Raw genomic sequence first — 17,595 nt, 5'->3', positions numbered from 1 at the left:
ATTTTCAAGGAATTCGTTAATCTTTTTATAGTGAAAATTAAGCAAAACATTATTTATGAAAACTTTAGAGTATGACTAATTCATAAAATGCTATTTTTGTAAATAAATTACGGCAACATATTTGCTGTCGAAGCTATCAATAAAACACCTAAAAACATATGCTAAGTAAAATTTTAAAAATAATCGGAAGTATACTCATTCTGCTTGCGGTAACCTTATTTGCAGTTCCTTATTTTTTCAAAGATCAAATAAAAGCTAAAATCACAGAGGCAATAAACAAAAAAGTAGATGCTAAAGTTAGTTTTGAAGATGCTGATTTAAGTCTGTTTAAAAATTTTCCCAACGCGAATGTTACTTTATACAAGTTGAACATTATCAATAAAGCCCCGTTTGAAGGTGATACACTTGTGTCAATAGGAGAAATAGATTTAAAGATGTCTATTAAGGAACTTTTTAAAGGAAAAGATGAAGCCATGGATATTCAAGGAATAGCCACAAAAAATGGTATGATAAACATTCTCTTCAATAAAGACGGAATAGGAAATTATGATATTGCTTTAAAAAGCGAAGAAAGCAATGCCGCGAGTAAGCCTTTGACATTAAACATTAAAAAGTATGAAATCGAGAATTTCAAGTTCAAGTACTTTGACGAAAGTTCTAAAATAAAAATGGTAATTGACAGTATAAACCATGAAGGAACTGGCGATTTTGCAGCATCAAAATTAGATTTGGTTACAAAATCAACTGCAAAAATCACCCTTGACATGGATAAGGTCAACTATATGAAAAATGTACCCCTGACATTAGATGCCGTTTTAGGAATCGATTTAGCAAAAAGCAAATATACTTTTAAAGAGAACAAAGCATTAATCAATCAATTGCCTTTAGAATTTGATGGATTTATTCAACTCGTTGATGCCGGTCAGGAATATGATTTAAAATTTAAAACACCTACATCATCCTTTAAAAATTTCCTTGGAATTATCCCCGCTGTTTATGCAGCCAATTTAGATAATGTAAAAACAACAGGTGATTTTACCGTGGCTGGTTTTGCAAAAGGATTGTATAGTGATACAACGGTACCAAAATTCAATATCGATATTGCCTCCAACAATGCTTCGGTTCAATATCCTGATTTACCAAAGTCAATTCAAAATATAATAATTTCTAGTAAAATTATAAATGAAACAGGTATTTTGAACGATACCTACATCAATCTTGACAAACTCTCTTTTAGAATAGACCAAGATGTTTTTAATGCTAAAGCAAACATTAGAAACATCACTGAAAATGCACTTATTGATGCTGTCTTAAAGGGAACAATCAATTTAGCTAATGTGTCTAAAGCTTATCCTATAAAATTAGAAAAACCGTTAACCGGAATTTTAAAAGCAGATGTAACTACTAAGTTTGACATGCAATCTGTGGTGAAAAGCCAATATGAAAAAATCAATAATGCTGGTACCATGAGTTTGTCTGATTTTAAATATGCCGACGAAAACGGAAAAACAATGAACATCAGCAACGCTCTGATTCAGTTTAATCCAAGTCAGGTAAATTTAAAACAATTTAACGCTACAACAGGAAAGAGTGATTTAAGTGTTACTGGGATTTTAGAAAATTTTTACGGCTTTATTTTTAAGAACCAAGAACTGAAAGGAAATTTCAATCTGAATTCAAATCAGTTAGCCGTTAGCGATTTTATGACTACAGCAGAAGCGGGTAAAACGGATACGAAAACAGAAGCGATGAAAATCCCTGCCTTTTTAAACGCCTCGCTTACCGCCAAAGCAAATACGGTACTGTATGACAACTTAACATTGAAAGACGTGTCTGGAAAACTAATTGTAAAGGACCAGAAATTAACAATGGAAAACATAAAAACCTCTATTTTTGATGGAACCATTGGCTTGAACGGAGCAGTTTCTACAAAAGAAAAAGTACCTACTTTCAACATGGATCTTTCGCTGAAACAAGTGGATATCGCACAATCATTTACGCAGTTAGATTTATTGAAAAAATTAGCTCCAATAGCAGGAATTGTAAACGGGAAATTAAATTCAACAATCAAACTGAACGGAAATCTTGACGCCACCGCGATGAAACCTGATTTAACAACATTAACTGGCGATTTATTAGGACAACTATTATCAACAACTCTAAATTCTACCAACTCCACTTTATTGACTGCGTTAGGCTCTAATTTAAAATTCATCGACGCAAGTAAAATCAATTTAAACAATCTGAAAGCAGCCGTTACTTTTAAGGATGGTATGGTAAGCGTAAAACCTTTTAACATCAATTACAAAGATATTAAAGCGACTATTGGAGGAACACATGGATTTGACCAAAGTATGAACTATAATATCAAATTTGATGTGCCTGCTAAATATTTAGGGACGGAAGCCAATGAATTGATTGCAAGACTGACTCCTGCAGAAGCAGCTAAATTAGAAAACATTCCAATTAATGCTTCCTTGACCGGAAATTTTACTAATCCAAAAATCTCTACTGATATTAAAACTGCCGTAACTAATCTGACGAATCAATTAGTGCAACAGCAAAAAGAGCGATTAGTAAAACAAGGCACATCAGCTTTGACTGATTTAATCAATAAAAATAAAAAAACTGCTGACACTACTAAAACAGCAACATCTGCGATTCCTACTACTAAAGAGGAAGCAAAAACTCAGGCTAAGGAAGAGGTAAAAGCTAAAGCCTCAGATTTAATCAATGGTTTGTTTAAGAAAAAGAAAGCTGCGGAACCAAAACCTGCAGAACCCACAACCACCCCATAAATTTCAAGGTTTATTTCGGTGAAATATAAAAGGAGTACTCACAAACTGGTAGTGAGTACTCCTTTTTATTTATATCAAAAGCCAGTTTAATTTTTATCTTTTTTACTCCCGTTTAACTGACACCTACTATCGCACCTATACTACTCTCATAAATAAGTACGGGCTCTCATTTTGAAACTGGGAAAGTAAAACTAGTTCTTGTCTCGCGTGAGGGATAAAAGCGGCATCCTTTTATGAAATGAAATGGAATAAAAGATATAGCATATAGCCCGACCTTATTGAAAAAATATTTTTCTTATTTTTTCAATAAGGTCACGCCAAAGCCTACTTTATCATACTGCAATCTGGACTACATACCCCTCAGAACTGCGAACATTAAATACTGTTTCGTCCTCAAAAATTAAGTACTGTCCTTTAATTCCAGTTAGCTTCCCTTGAAAACTTGGGGTTTTTTCTAGACTCAAGCTTTTTACTTTCGTTGGGTATTCAAGAACAGGATAATGCATCTCGTACAAGTCGTTTTTATTCAAAAAGAAATACTCTTTGGCCTCATCAGGAATAAGGTTTTCCAATTTTAATCTTTCGGCTACTAAATCAACATGTTCGACATTATTAGTTAGCATCTTACGCCAGTTGGTTTTATCAGCATAGTGATTTTTTAGCGCTACCTCAGTAATTCCGGCTAAATAACGATTAGGCACTTCTACAATAGAAATGGCTTCATTTGCTCCTTGATCAATCCATCGCGTAGGCATTTGCGTTTTTCTAGTCACCCCTACTTTCACTTCGCTTGACAGGGCTAAATACACAATATGAGGCTGCAGCTGCACTTTTTCCTCATAAGCTAAATCTCTATCTTGAATTCCTAGATGAGCAGTACTCAACTCCGGTTTCATAATCCAATCCCCCACTGCCGCACTTGAATAAAAACAGTCGTAACAAAATCCCTGACGGAATATCTTTTTCTTCTTTTTACAATTCAAACATTGATAGCCTACAAAATTAATTTCAAGGTTTTTATCCAATAATTGATTCACATTTAGAAAACTATCTTCAAAAACTAAATAATATTGAATTGGGTTCCCAAATTCAGTTTGCATTTTAGTAAGTACTCCTTCGTATTGCATAGGTTTGATTGTGGATTATAAATTTTATCTTTTATAGATAGTTTTTCTTAGAACTGCCTATTTCATAGCCCGAAATGATGGGCAATCGCTAGGAATTCTATAAATTTTTACTATTTTTGATAATGTTGTAAAGTTAGTATTTGTTATTTGATATTCAAATGCAAATTCTAAAAAGCCAATCCTAAAACTCAACCTTTAAAAATGCCAATTCAATTAATAAATTCATTTGCCTCATGGGTTCTAAAACAACGAATCCATCAGATCGAACTTTTTCTGAAATACCCTAATGAGGTTCAGAATGAGTTGCTTATGAATTTAATTCAATCTGCAAAAAATACGGAACTAGGTAAGGGGTATGACTATGCTTCCATAAATTCCTATGCTACTTTTGCCGAAAGGATTCCGATTAGTACGTACGAAGAATTCCAACCCTTGATCGAACGCACCCGTGGCGGTGAACAAAATCTGTTTTGGGAAACTCCTATAAAATGGTTTGCAAAATCAAGCGGAACGACTAATGCCAAAAGCAAATTTATTCCAGTAAGCCCGGAGGCCTTAGAAGATTGTCATTATAAAGGAAGCAAAGATTTGTTGTGCATGTATTTGAACAATAATGAAAACTCCGAACTCTTTACGGGGAAAAGTCTTCGCTTAGGAGGTAGCTCTCAAATATATGAGGACAACAATTCCTTCTTTGGAGATTTATCTGCTATTCTGATTGAGAACATGCCTATTTGGGCTGAATTTAGTAGCACACCAAGCAATAAGATTTCACTTATGAGTGATTGGGAATCAAAAATTGCCGCTATTATTAATGAAACTAAAAAAGAAAATGTAACCAGTTTTGCTGGTGTTCCTTCCTGGATGCTCGTTTTAATGAATAAAATGCTCGAGGAAACCGGAAAAGGAAATTTACTTGAAATTTGGCCTAACCTGGAAGTCTATTTCCATGGCGGTGTGAATTTTGAACCTTACCGCGAACAATATAGAAAAATACTCCCTAAAAAAGATTTTAAATATTACGAAATATACAATGCTTCCGAAGGATTTTTTGCCATTCAGGATTTAAATAATTCCAGTGATTTATTGTTAATGCTCGATTACGGTATCTTTTATGAGTTTATCCCAATGGATACTTTTGGAACACCAGATCAAAAAGCTATCCGTTTAGCTGATGTAGATATTTTTAAAAATTACGCAATCGTCATCACGACTAATTCTGGTTTATGGCGCTATCTGATTGGCGACACCGTTCGTTTCACTTCTTTAAGTCCCTACCGCATTCGAGTAACAGGAAGAACGAAGCACCACATCAACGTGTTTGGAGAAGAATTAATGGTCGAAAATACAGATATGGCTATTGCCAAAGCTTGTAAAATGACCCAGAACGAAGTCGTAGATTATACCGTTGCCCCAGTTTTCATGATTGACAAAGAAAAAGGAGCACATGAATGGATGATTGAATTTAAAGAAACTCCAAAATGCATTGACACTTTCCGAAATATATTAGACGAAACATTACAAAACTTAAATTCTGATTACGAGGCCAAACGTCTCAATAACATGACTTTAAATCCGTTAATTATTAATGTAGCTCGCAAGAATTTGTTTTACGACTGGCTGAAAGGTCGGGACAAACTAGGCGGCCAACATAAAATTCCGAGATTATCCAATCAAAGAGATTATTTAGAAAAATTGAAAGAGATGCAGGTTAAAATATTATGCTAAAGAATGATGAGAAAATTATTTTACATCTTAACAGCACTACTTCTCCTCAGTTCCTGCGGACCGCACCGCATGGGTTGTGGAGCACGCGGAATTTGCAAGAATTCACAACAATTAGAATGGGTGCAGCCTGAAAAGAGCGTATCGATTAAAGATGTCGGATAATAACACAAACTAAAAATAGCATAAACAAAGAATTCCCGTGTCGTTATAAAATGACACGGGAATTTTTCATTTTACAACCTCTTTTTATGAAGAAAATATTCAAAAACAAACACTGACAAATACGCCAAACTGACAAACTAAATCGATCTGCTATTCTTCATTTTCATGCAATCGTAAAAAAGTAAAAAATAGACTAAGTTTGCAACTTTAATATCCCGTTGAAAAGATTTCTCGAAGCAGAAGAACTCTAAAATCTTATCTTTTAAATACTATAGCAATGGCCAAAAAAATTATTGGTATTCACGAAAAACCTTCTATACTGGAAAGCATACCTCTCAGTTTTCAGCATCTTACCGCCATGTTTGGCGCAACAATATTAGTTCCTATTTTATTGGGTGTCGACCCCGCTATTGCCCTATTGATGAACGGAATTGGGACTTTAATTTATACTTGGGTAACCAAAGGTGGCATTCCCGCTTATTTAGGATCCAGTTTTGCCTTTATCGCACCCGCTTCACTGATCATTAGTAGCTATGGTGGTTTTGGGCATGCTCAATCTGGATTTATATTTTTCGGATTGTTTTTTGTTGCAATCTCCTTTGTTGTGAAAAAATGGGGAATAAAATGGATTGATGTAGTAATGCCACCAGCAGTAATGGGCGCAGTCGTTGCAATCATTGGTTTGGAATTAGCTCCCGTTGCAGCACAACAAGCAGGACTTGCCCCTTGGCCTACAGATGTAGGCAGCGTTGTTGCTCCTTTTGTATCTGACAGTACTGTGATACTGGTTTCGATGTTTACTTTGGGTATTGGGATTATAGGAACTGTATTGTTCAGAGGATTTATGCAGGTGATTCCAATTCTCTTTGCCGTGGTCGCAGGCTATTTTCTTGCTCTCTTCATGGGAGTTGTGGATACCACCAAAATCAGTGATGCAGCTTGGTTTGCCCTACCTACATTTCAGGCTCCGGTTTATGATATAAATGCAATCATTATTATTGCTCCCGCGTGTATTGTGGTTTTAGCCGAACACATTAGTCATTTGATAGTCACTGGAAAAATCACTAATACTGATTTAATGGAAAACCCAGGACTACACCGCTCGTTACTCGGTGATGGAATCAGTAATATTTTATCTGGTATGGCTGGTTCGCCGCCCAATACTACTTATGGTGAAAACATAGGTGTAATGGCGATCACTGGCGTGTATTCTGTTTGGGTTATTCGCGGGGCGGCTCTTTTAGCAATTGCTTTTTCGGTTGTCGGAAAAATTTCTGCGGCCATATCCTCCATTCCAATTCCAGTAATGGGCGGAATCACTATGTTGCTGTATGGCGTAATTGCAGTACAGGGTTTCAGAATGTTTGTAGAGCAAAAAGTCGACTTTAGCAAAAGTAGAAATATGGTATTGGGTGCTATTACATTTATTGTAGGTGTCAGTGGCGCCAGAATAACACTTGGAACTGTTCAGCTTAAAGGGATGGCTTTTGCAGCCATTGTTGGTGTGCTGTTGTCATTAATCTTCTGGCTACTAGATAAGCTTGGTCTAATGAATGAAGAGGCTTAATGAATTGCTTTTTTCTCTTCGAGAAAAAAAACCATGTAGTTCGCTAGTTTAATAGCCTCTCGTACAAGTAATGTACGCCAAGAAATACAAAACTAAAAACAAGAAAACCACTCAAGTCGAGTGATTTTCTGTTTGTAAAACTATGTAGTTATGATTGCTTCAGTACATTTTATTTTGATATTCCTTTTGCACGATCAACACACTTATTACCATTAGAATGCTACCTATTATTTACATCTCCATCATATCAATATGTCTGTCATGGTATCCTAATAAGTATAAAACACCGTCTAAGCCTAAGCTAGAAATAGAACTTTCTGCGCTTTCTTTTACGGTCAACTTTGCATGAAAAGCAATTCCTAAACCGGCTAAATTCAACATCGGTAAATCGTTTGCTCCATCCCCTACAGCAATTGTTTGGTTGATGTGGATGCCTTCTTTTTCAGCGATTGCTCTCAAGTATTCGGCTTTCTTTGCGCCATCTACTATTTCGCCCAGATACTTACCTGTCAATTTACCATCTATAATTTCCAATTCATTAGCATGAACGTAGTCAATTCCCAATTCTTTTTGCAGGTATTTACCAAAGAAGGTAAACCCTCCTGATAAAATAGCCGTTTTATAACCGTAATATTTTAAGGCTTTCATCAAGCGGTGTGCTCCTTTTGTAATGGGCAAATTTTCGGCCACACCTTGCAGTACTTCTTCGCTTAAACCTTCTAACAAAGCCATGCGTTGTTTAAAGCTTTCTTTAAAATCAATTTCGCCATTCATCGCCGCTTCTGTGATGGCTCTTACCTGCTCTCCTACACCCGCTAAATCAGCTAATTCATCAATAACCTCTGTTTGGATTAGAGTCGAGTCCATATCAAAGCAAACTAAACGTCTGTTTCTTCTAAACATATTGTCCTCTTGAAAAGAAATATCCACATCCATAGACCTGGAAATTTCCATAAAACTGGCCGTCATTAAAGTCTTGTTTTCCATAATACCTGACACAGATAACTGCACACAAGAACGAGGATATTCTTCTTTAACAAGAATAGAGGCTCTACTGGTTAATCTTTTTATTGAATCAATATTCAAATGCTGGTCGGACATTATTTTAGTCACTGCAGCTATTTGCTTAGCAGCTAATGTTTCTCCTAGAATGTTAATGATATACCGTTGTTTGGACTGCGTTTTTACCCAACTCTCGTAATCATCAATAGAAATGGGAACAAATTTAACCTTAATCCCTAATTCATATCCCTTAAACAACAAGTCTTTTAAGACGGGAGCAGAAGTAGAACCCGCTTCAATTTCGAACAAAATCCCCAAAGACAGTGTTTCGTGAATATCTGCCTGTCCGATGTCTAGAACAATCGCATTATAGGTAGCTAACACTGCCGTTAAGCCAGCTGTAACACCTGGTTTATCCTGTCCAGAAACTTTTAATAAAATAATCTCTTTGTCTTCTGTTGCCATTTGATCCTTATTGATTTAGAAGCAACAAAAATCGGCAATCTATTTGTTTATAAAAAAGAATCGCCTTGCTTTTTTCAAACAATAACAAATAGTTCAAATTACCCACAAAAAAACCCGCTCAATTGAATGAACGGGCTATTGTTTTTGAGAAAAACGCAATTTCTATGATGCTATTTCTAATCGCTTCAATAAATTCTTATTTAGAGTTTCTATTGCATAGTCCTTATCAATTTCTAATACTTTAGTATCAGAACTTGGTAATTCATACATAGCATCCGTTAAGACTGCCTCACATAATGAACGCAATCCACGAGCTCCTAATTTATATTCTAATGCTTTATCAACAATAAAATCTAATGCTTCGTCTGTGATTGAAAATTCAACCTCATCCATTAAAAACAACTTTTGATATTGTTTGATTAACGCATTTTTAGGTTGCGTCAAAATCGCACGAAGGGTTTCTCTGTCTAAAGGATCCATATGAGTCAATACCGGCAAACGACCAATAATCTCTGGAATCAATCCAAAATCTTTGATGTCTTTAGGAATGATGTATTGCAATAAATTCTCTTTGTCAATATTATCCACATTTTTTGATGTAGAATACCCTACTGCCTGACGATTCAATCTTTTAGAAATAATTCTTTCGATTCCGTCAAAAGCACCACCGGCTATAAACAAGATGTTTTGAGTATTAACTTCCACAAATTTTTGGTCTGGGTGCTTACGTCCTCCTTTAGGTGGTACATTAACAACCGTTCCTTCTAATAGTTTCAATAATGCTTGTTGCACTCCTTCTCCAGAAACATCACGGGTAATAGACGGGTTGTCGCTCTTACGGGCGATTTTGTCTATTTCATCAATAAAAACGATTCCACGTTCTGCTTTGGCAACATCATAATCAGCTGCTTGAAGCAAACGTGTCAAAATACTCTCTACGTCTTCCCCTACATAACCCGCTTCTGTCAATACAGTTGCATCCACAATTGCTAAAGGAACATCAAGCATTTTAGCAATGGTTTTAGCTACTAATGTTTTTCCTGTTCCGGTTTGTCCCACCATGATGATGTTGCTTTTTTCAATCTCTACCTCATCGTCTAGTTGCTGTTGCATTAAACGTTTGTAGTGATTGTAAACTGCAACTGACATTACTTTTTTAGTTTGATCTTGTCCGATTACATATTGATCTAAGAACGCTCTAATTTCTTTTGGTTTCTTTAAAATAAGATCCCCAACTAATTTTGAACTTCCACTTGATTTCAATTCTTCTAAAACAATTCCATGTGCCTGCTCAATACATTTATCGCATATGTGCGCATCAATTCCAGCAATCAATAAATTGGTGTCTGGTTTTTTTCTTCCGCAAAATGAGCATTCTAATTTTTCTTTCGCCATCTTTATTTGTTTAAAGTTTAAACGTTTAAAGTTTAAAGTTACCATGACAACCTTAAACCTTAAACCTTAAACTTGTAACTATTTTTCTTATCCTCTTCTTAAAACTTCATCAATCATTCCGTATTCTTTTGCTTCATCAGCAATCATCCAGTAGTCACGTTCGCTATCGTTATGTACTTTTTCAAATGTTTGTCCTGAATGTTGAGAGATAATTTTATACAACTCGTCTTTCAGTTTCAACATTTCACGCAAGTTGATTTCCATATCAGTAGCAACACCTTGTGCTCCTCCAGATGGTTGGTGAATCATTACTCTTGAATGTGGTAATGCGGAACGTTTCCCTTCGGCACCTGCACATAATAATACCGCTCCCATAGAAGCTGCCATTCCTGTACAAATTGTAGCAACGTCTGGCTTGATGTATTGCATCGTGTCATAAATCCCTAACCCTGCATAAACACTTCCTCCAGGAGAATTCAAATAAATTTGAATGTCCTTAGAAGCATCTGCGCTTTCTAAGAATAGTAATTGTGCTTGAACGATATTTGCAATTTGGTCATCAATTCCTGTTCCTAGGAAGATAATTCTGTCCATCATCAGTCTCGAAAAAACATCTAATTGAGAGATGTTCAACTGGCGTTCTTCAATAATATAAGGAGTCATATTAGTTGGGTTCATTGCCGCAACGATTTTATCGTAATACATTGCATTTACCCCGTGATCCTTTGTAGCAAACTTTTTAAATTCTTTACCGTAGTTCATATTTTATTTGTTCTAAGTTTTACGTTATATCTAGTAGCCTTTTTTAATGCAAAGGTCATACCTCTTTATAAATGATGTCAAACTGTCTTATTTTTAGCCCAGGTAGTAGTGAAAAGCTTTTTGAATTCCGGTTTTTAGTTTTTTTATTCTTGTAAAGCGACCAAAGGAAGCTCTTGCAAGAGTTTTAAAAACTAAAGCGGAAGAAAAAACTTGTAACGCATAACTGGATTAGCTCCTAAAATTAATTAAAACAAAAGAGCGCCAAAAAGAATTTTCCTTTGACGCTCAAATATACTTAATTTTTTAGAAATTATTCTCCGTAAGACGCAGCAATAAATTCATCGTAAGTAACTTCTTTAGTTGTTGGATTTGCTTTTTCTTTAAACAATTCTAACAATTTTTCTGCTACAACTTGATCAGAAAGTCTTTTTACTTCGTCTTGGTTAGACAATACTCTCGCAACAATTCCTTGAACTTCTTCGTCCGTAGGATTTGCTTGTCCGTATTGCGCCATTTGTTGACGGATATTTTTTGTAGTGAATGTTTTCAAGTCTTCAAAAGTGATTTTGATGTCAGATTGAGCCATTGCTCTACCTTCGATCAATTGAAAACGCAATCCTTTTTCAGAACGTGCATATTCAACTTCAGCTTCTTCAGGAGACAATTTTTTCTCTCCTACAGTTTGCAACCATTTTTTAAGAAATTCTGCAGGTAAATCAAATTTTGTGCTTTCGATTAAAAACTCAGTAACATCTCCTAATAATTTTTGGTCCGCTTGAGTAGCAAATTGCGTCTCAGCATCTTCTTTGATCTTCGCTTTCAATTCGTCAAGAGAAGCTACTGCTCCTTCTCCAAAAAGTTTGTCAAACAACTCTTGGTTTAATTCAGCTAATTCAGTTGTGTTGATCGCTTCGATTGTAAAATCTACATCCACAGCAAGTGTGTGAACGTCATCATGACTTACTTTCATCACGTCCATCAATTGATGTGCGTCTTCAAATAAACCGTTAGTATTTACAGTAACAACGTCACCTACTTTTTTACCGATGAATTTATCAGCAGTTGCTTTGTCTTTGAAAACATCCAAAGAAATAGTAGTTCCACTATTAATTCCTTTTTCTTCGTTTAAGAAAGTTCCAGTTAAATCAGAACCTGCTACAACTACTTCTTGAGGAACTGCAGTACCAAATTGTTTTTGGATACGCTCAACTTGACCGTCGATTAATTTAGCATCAGCAGAAACTACATATTTTACGATGTCGTTTTTAGCCTCTAAGTCTAAAGTAAAATCAGGAACTAACCCTATTTCGTACTCAAAAACCAATTCTTCAGCATCCCAAGAAAAATCTTCGTTTACTTTAGGAAGCGGAGTCCCTAGAAGGTTTAATCTTTCACCTTGTAAAAAACGCTCTAAAGCTAAATCAACCACTTTAGTAACTTCTTCTACTTTTATTGCTTTACCGTATTGTTTTTCAACAAGATCTTTAGGCACAGCGCCTTTTCTAAATCCTTTAACGGTTGCCAAAGGCATTTTTTCGTTTATTCTTTTTGCTACTTGACCTTTGTAATCCATGTGAACCACTGTTATTACAATCGTCTCGTTTACAGCGTCTATTGCTACTCTTTTGATATCCATCTTCTTCTTTACTTTACATTATAAATTCAGAGTGCAAAATTATAAAATTTTTCGAAGCCATCCAAGCTTTTTAATCCCGAACCTTCACCGTTGAATTGCAACCCATTCTAAGTCTAAAAATCAATGGCTTTTGCTTGTTTTGGGCGTGCCCCTTCCGCTTGCTTCGTCGTTCCTCCTCGCCGCTGCGGGTCAGGCTGTTCGTTCCCGCTTTTATTGCTTTGCCCTGCGGGACAAAACAATAAAGAGCTCCACTGCCATCCTTCACGCGAGACCAAGTAGTCATCAAAAGAAACTTCTTCAAGAATTTATCAGATAATTAGTATATATTTGAATTATAAAGATAATACAGCTGTCATACATATCTATGTTGAATTGTGTGGCTTTGTATGGTTTTGTCACATATATGTATTAGTTAAGTGACAAACTCAAAAAAAAATCATATGACAAATAAAACCTTAATAAAATTCCACCTATTTGACTTAACATTTACGCCATATAATGGAACAGCTAAATCATCAAAATCAATAATAGTTGAATGCCTTCAAAGAATTAACGATGAGAGAACTCAAAATGGACAAGCAATTGTCTTAGATAGGCACGAAGATAGAAAAGATGAGTTACCAAGAAATTTATTTGTAGCATCTGCTGCGTACAGTCATAATGAAAAAATATATAAATGCAGGATCGCCCTCATTAGAGCCGGGAAAATACCGACTCTTGTCAACAAATCAAATTATTCTATAGCTGAATTCAATAAATTAGATTCACATGACATCGCTGAAATAACTAATTTTTATATTAACGTAAACGGAAAATTTCCCGTTGTCTGTTGTGAATTTAATTCCAATGGACCTAGAGTTAATGACATCGAATACTATTTTAGACAAATATCTTCACATAAGATGCTACGCATATCGAAATCTTGTAAAGCATCAATACACATGAAGATGCCTATAAATGATGTCTTGGATTCTATAAGTGATGTGTTAAAATTTGAAATTAAAGCTAAGCCGAGCAGACTTAATTATCTTACAGATGAAGTCAAAGGAGCATTTATAGGCAATATGAATATGCTGGCAAATACAATTGAGCCTAGATCTATAAAAATAGACGCGTTTTTTAGAGATCGTGGGAAAAATTCAAAAGAAGTAAGTAAAAAAAACCTTAAGGCTTTAGCATTTGTTAAAAATGTACTTTCGGCAATTCAAAAAGACAACAAAATTGCAGAAGAAATTGACGACTTCACGCTGGAATTTGAGAGAGAAGATGGTACTGAAGACGTTTTTAATTTATTAAAAGGAAAAGTAGAAATAGAAGCCGAATGTTCGTTAAAAACATCTGGCAACCTTGACACTAAAGAACTATTTGAAAAAGTTTCATTGCAATTTAATGATTATTTAAAAGAATATAATGGCTAAGATTTTAGACAAATACTATGATAAACCGATACTATATGATTATAGTTTATCTATTTTAATAATATTATCTCTTTATATATTAAATGAGCGTAAATTAATAAAATTACCTTCTGGTGAATTTAATTTTGATTTTGCATCTGACATAGGTGCTATTGGCCTAACAATTTCTGGTTTCATTCTAACTTTAATTACAATTTTAATTTCTTTCAAAAGTTCTCAAATACTTTCTAATGAAGAATTGAAAAATGATTCAAACCCTTTTAAAATTTTCTTAGCAAGCAACCTCTACAAAAGGGCTATAGAAATTTTACAAAAAGGTGTTATTTCATTAATTATAATATCTTTTCTTATTTATTTTTCAAAATTAATTTTACCTAAAGAAGAATCTCCCTACATGTTCTTCTTAAACATAACAGGACTTATAATTATATTAACTACTTTTTTAAGATGCTATTATGTGTTAGGTTTAATTTTAAAAATGCAGAAATAAGTTGACCCCAGCCGCACCTGCTGCCTTGAGCATCCTGCTGCTCAAAGCCTACTGACTTTCAGCACCTGTTGACAAAACCTGTAACGCTCGCGCAACCTAAAAAATAAATAATTATGAATATTGACGAACATTTCGGATTTGGCCAATACAAGAATCTAACTTTATTAGAAGTCTATTCAGGTACAGAAAAAATAAATAGTACGTTGCTCAAAAAATATTTAAAAAAATCTCTTAATGATACCAATGTTCCAAAGTCTAAAGAATTTGAATTTATTGACGAACTTGTAATTACAGAAGATGAAATAATAATTTTCCCTGATAATACTTTTGACGAGCATAAGACTGCTGGTGCAGATAATTTATTTTATTTAGGAAATATTTCCCAGCAACTAGAAATCTATTTCAATAAGTTTTTTGAAATTAAATGGATTGGAATAGCAGAAACTTTAGAAAAATTTAACCAAGTACACGTCATCGGAGCAAATCCTGAATACATAGAATGGTGTATTACTAAAGGATATATTAAAATTACTCAAGACACTAAAAACGAATTAGAAAAAAAGAAAATAAACAGATTATTAGGAATAAAAGTGACCGAAATAAAAACGAACAAATATTCATACAAACCTATTATTAAAACTAAATACTATAAGTTTAAAACCTAAAAAACCCTATCGCTCTGATACGCGCAAACGTTAGCGCAGGTATTCACCTGTGCCCACAAAGAGAAGCAAATACGGTAAAAAGTTACAGACTTAAAAAAGTTTACAACTTTTTTATTTAATTTTAAATTAAAAACGGCAACAAAATATAAAGCCACCACTACTGATGATGCCTATTTCATAACAATAACTACGGTTGGTTGGCTTGATGTATTTACAATAAAGCTGTTTTAAAAAAAATGTTCATAACTATGTTTTTTCCAAACAGGCTAAATAGTTACAACTAAATAATTTTTACACTCATTTTAAGTGTTTTTTTTTGTAATTTAGCTAAGACTTTAAAAATCAACCGCTTGCCAAATTAACTCCTACTATATTGATACGTAAAATATCAATAAATGATTTTAGAACAACATTTTTTGTGGCCCTTGAAATTAAATGACATAACCTTCCTTATCAACCGCAAGGCTTATGCGTCAATAATCATTTAAGCCGGTCTAGAGAGAGAAGACATTGGAGAAAGAAAATAATTATGAATTCTTTTCGAACAAATAGTTCTCTTTTAAATTGATCTAAAATAAGAACTATCTATAATCTAACGCCTTTTTATCGTTGTATAAAAAAGCGCTCTTATTTTATTATAATCTAAAAATAAATCCATGCGAGTTTCTGTTATTCGAAAAAATGTAAAATTCATCCCTGATTCAACTAGAATTGTCGCCCGTTATTTTATGAGCGGTGATTTACGGACCCAAAAAATGGTGAGTAACGTAATGGCTTTGGATGAAAAACAAGTCAGACACACCTTAGAACAAACACTCCGTCAGTTTGCCAGACGGCATCGAAATATTTCAAGCATATTTTATAAACATTGTGAAAACATCAGAGTAGTTATTGAAGGGATGCAAATCAATTATGACGGCATGTCACATGAACGAAAAATGCTCATTGGCTCTTACTGTACCATGGAATATGCTATCGAATCAGCAGCTATTTTCAACCCTTCCATTGTTGAAGATTTTGATCAGTCAAACCTCAAAAATGGAGAGAAACGTGTGGTTATTTCTTTCCGTGCCACCGGAGAAGGCCATATCTCATCAATCGTTTTTAGAAGGGGAATCCTTGATATAAATAACGATCTTCGAGTTATGAAAATTGGTAATAACATTGACCAAGCACAGATTGTGCGGGAACAATTATATAACAAAGACCGATTTGTTATAAAATTGACAGAGATGCATACTCAAGACAAATACTCGACTAATATTATGCAAGAACTGCCTCAGGAATTTGAATATCAAGCATTAAAAGACCTCATTGATAAAGGCTTAAGCGATCAATCAATAAGCCAGGACATGAGAATTGCACTCGAAGAAATGATCTGGTTGGCGGATTCATTTTATGATATAGAATTCAAACACGATTCTGACATCTCCGAACGTGTCATCTTTCCAATATCCGCTTCTGAAAGTCGTGGTATTGAGGATGCCCGTTTTGTGCGCTTTTTTGATGATCACGAATCAGAAAGAATAATTGGAACTTATACCGCTTATAATGGTCATACCATTCTTCCAAAAATGATTTCTACTGAAGATTTTTATACGTTCAGTGTCATGCCTTTGTATGGAGCAGGCGCTCAAAATAAAAACCTGGCATTATTCCCTAGAAAAATTAAGGGCAAATACGCCATGCTTTCTAGAATTGATGGGGTCAATAATTATCTTATGTATTCCGATACAGCGACGCAATGGGACAAGCCCGTTATGCTTCAGGAACCGCGATACCCATGGGAATTTACACAAATTGGAAACTGTGGATCACCGCTTTGGACCGAAGAAGGCTGGTTAGTCGTTACCCACGGTGTAGGGACTATGAGACAATATTGCTTGGGTGCTTCTCTATTTGATCTTGATGATCCTTCTAAGGAAATTGGCAAACTAAAAGAACCCTTGCTTTCACCACGAGAACATGAGCGCGAAGGTTACGTACCTAATGTAGTGTATTCTTGCGGCTCGCTTATTCACAACAACAGCCTTATATTGCCTTATGCCGTATCAGACTACTCCTCTACGTATGGGGTCGTGGATATGGTAGAATTATTGGATGCATTGAAGAAAAGTAAATGATGGTTGTACGCTTTGCTATTTTGTGGGTATTTCATTGAATAGAGTTGCCCTCGGAACGTACCCTTGCAATAAATAATTAGAATAAGTTAAATTCACTCACCGAAATCTATTTAAGAAAGCCTATCCTTTACTTCCTCAACCTGTCTTCTTAGTTCCATCAGTACCCCCCCGCTAGCGCGAGCGCAATGTCATTAAGTTAAGGGTTTATTTTACTGATTTTCAGTGTATTACGTGTTTTATTTGTAGAAAATTTCGTA

Annotated in this window: 12 protein-coding genes; 7 read left to right on the top strand and 5 right to left on the bottom strand. The window is 34.8% G+C overall.

From position 1 onward, the window contains the following. The first annotated feature begins 158 nt into the window (after window positions 1–158). The gene (locus tag QO182_RS05190; protein ID WP_371560295.1) at window positions 159–2,798 is read left to right on the top strand and encodes an AsmA-like C-terminal region-containing protein; all 2,640 of its coding nucleotides are present in this window, start codon (window positions 159–161) and stop codon (window positions 2,796–2,798) included. A gap of 332 nt (window positions 2,799–3,130) precedes the next feature. Here QO182_RS05190 and QO182_RS05185 read toward each other — a convergent pair whose 3' ends face one another. Next, window positions 3,131–3,925 carry a DUF2797 domain-containing protein gene (locus QO182_RS05185; protein WP_371535736.1) on the bottom strand — a complete coding sequence of 265 codons (795 nt, stop codon included), beginning with the start codon at window positions 3,923–3,925 and terminating at the stop codon, window positions 3,131–3,133. 201 nt (window positions 3,926–4,126) lie between these two features. Here QO182_RS05185 and QO182_RS05180 point away from each other — a divergent pair, with 201 nt between their 5' ends. After that, complete coding sequence (locus QO182_RS05180) at window positions 4,127–5,653, top strand: GH3 auxin-responsive promoter family protein (protein WP_371560293.1); 1,527 nt, start codon at window positions 4,127–4,129, stop codon at window positions 5,651–5,653. Between the two features lie 439 nt (window positions 5,654–6,092). Further along, window positions 6,093–7,382, top strand: a complete 1,290-nt coding sequence (gene uraA / locus QO182_RS05175) for a uracil permease (RefSeq protein WP_371535733.1) — start codon at window positions 6,093–6,095, stop codon at window positions 7,380–7,382. 231 nt (window positions 7,383–7,613) lie between these two features. On the opposite strand, the gene serB is transcribed toward uraA, so the two are convergent. From serB to QO182_RS05155, 4 genes are all read right to left on the bottom strand, one after another. Next, window positions 7,614–8,849, bottom strand: a complete 1,236-nt coding sequence (serB, locus tag QO182_RS05170) for a phosphoserine phosphatase SerB (RefSeq protein WP_371535731.1) — start codon at window positions 8,847–8,849, stop codon at window positions 7,614–7,616. A 162-nt stretch (window positions 8,850–9,011) separates the two neighbouring features. Then, complete coding sequence (gene clpX, locus QO182_RS05165) at window positions 9,012–10,244, bottom strand: ATP-dependent Clp protease ATP-binding subunit ClpX (RefSeq protein ID WP_371535730.1); 1,233 nt, start codon at window positions 10,242–10,244, stop codon at window positions 9,012–9,014. 87 nt (window positions 10,245–10,331) lie between these two features. Beyond that, the gene (gene clpP / locus QO182_RS05160; RefSeq protein WP_371535728.1) at window positions 10,332–11,006 is read right to left on the bottom strand and encodes an ATP-dependent Clp endopeptidase proteolytic subunit ClpP; all 675 of its coding nucleotides are present in this window, start codon (window positions 11,004–11,006) and stop codon (window positions 10,332–10,334) included. Between the two features lie 310 nt (window positions 11,007–11,316). Further along, window positions 11,317–12,642: a trigger factor gene (locus QO182_RS05155; protein WP_371560291.1), complete on the bottom strand. Its 1,326-nt coding sequence runs from the start codon at window positions 12,640–12,642 to the stop codon at window positions 11,317–11,319. Between the two features lie 440 nt (window positions 12,643–13,082). Between QO182_RS05155 and QO182_RS05150 the strand changes: the two genes are divergently transcribed. The 4 genes from QO182_RS05150 to QO182_RS05135 all read left to right on the top strand — a co-directional run bounded on the left by QO182_RS05150 (window position 13,083) and on the right by QO182_RS05135 (window position 17,338). Then, the gene (locus tag QO182_RS05150) at window positions 13,083–14,060 is read left to right on the top strand and encodes a hypothetical protein (RefSeq protein WP_371560289.1); all 978 of its coding nucleotides are present in this window, start codon (window positions 13,083–13,085) and stop codon (window positions 14,058–14,060) included. Next, window positions 14,053–14,550: a hypothetical protein gene (locus tag QO182_RS05145; protein WP_371560287.1), complete on the top strand. Its 498-nt coding sequence runs from the start codon at window positions 14,053–14,055 to the stop codon at window positions 14,548–14,550. Before QO182_RS05150 ends, QO182_RS05145 begins: the two co-directional genes overlap by 8 nt. 113 nt (window positions 14,551–14,663) lie before the next feature. After that, window positions 14,664–15,215 carry a hypothetical protein gene (locus QO182_RS05140; RefSeq protein WP_371560285.1) on the top strand — a complete coding sequence of 184 codons (552 nt, stop codon included), beginning with the start codon at window positions 14,664–14,666 and terminating at the stop codon, window positions 15,213–15,215. A 656-nt stretch (window positions 15,216–15,871) separates the two neighbouring features. Then, entirely contained in the window at window positions 15,872–17,338 is a 1,467-nt protein-coding gene (locus tag QO182_RS05135; protein ID WP_371535722.1) for a glycoside hydrolase family 130 protein, read from the top strand. The last annotated feature ends 257 nt before the right edge of the window (window positions 17,339–17,595 follow it).

This window comes from Flavobacterium sp. Arc2, from assembly GCF_041431385.1.
Lineage (GTDB): Bacteria > Bacteroidota > Bacteroidia > Flavobacteriales > Flavobacteriaceae > Flavobacterium.
Note: the sequence above shows the minus strand (reverse complement) of the source record. Positions and strands in the feature narration are given on the sequence as shown.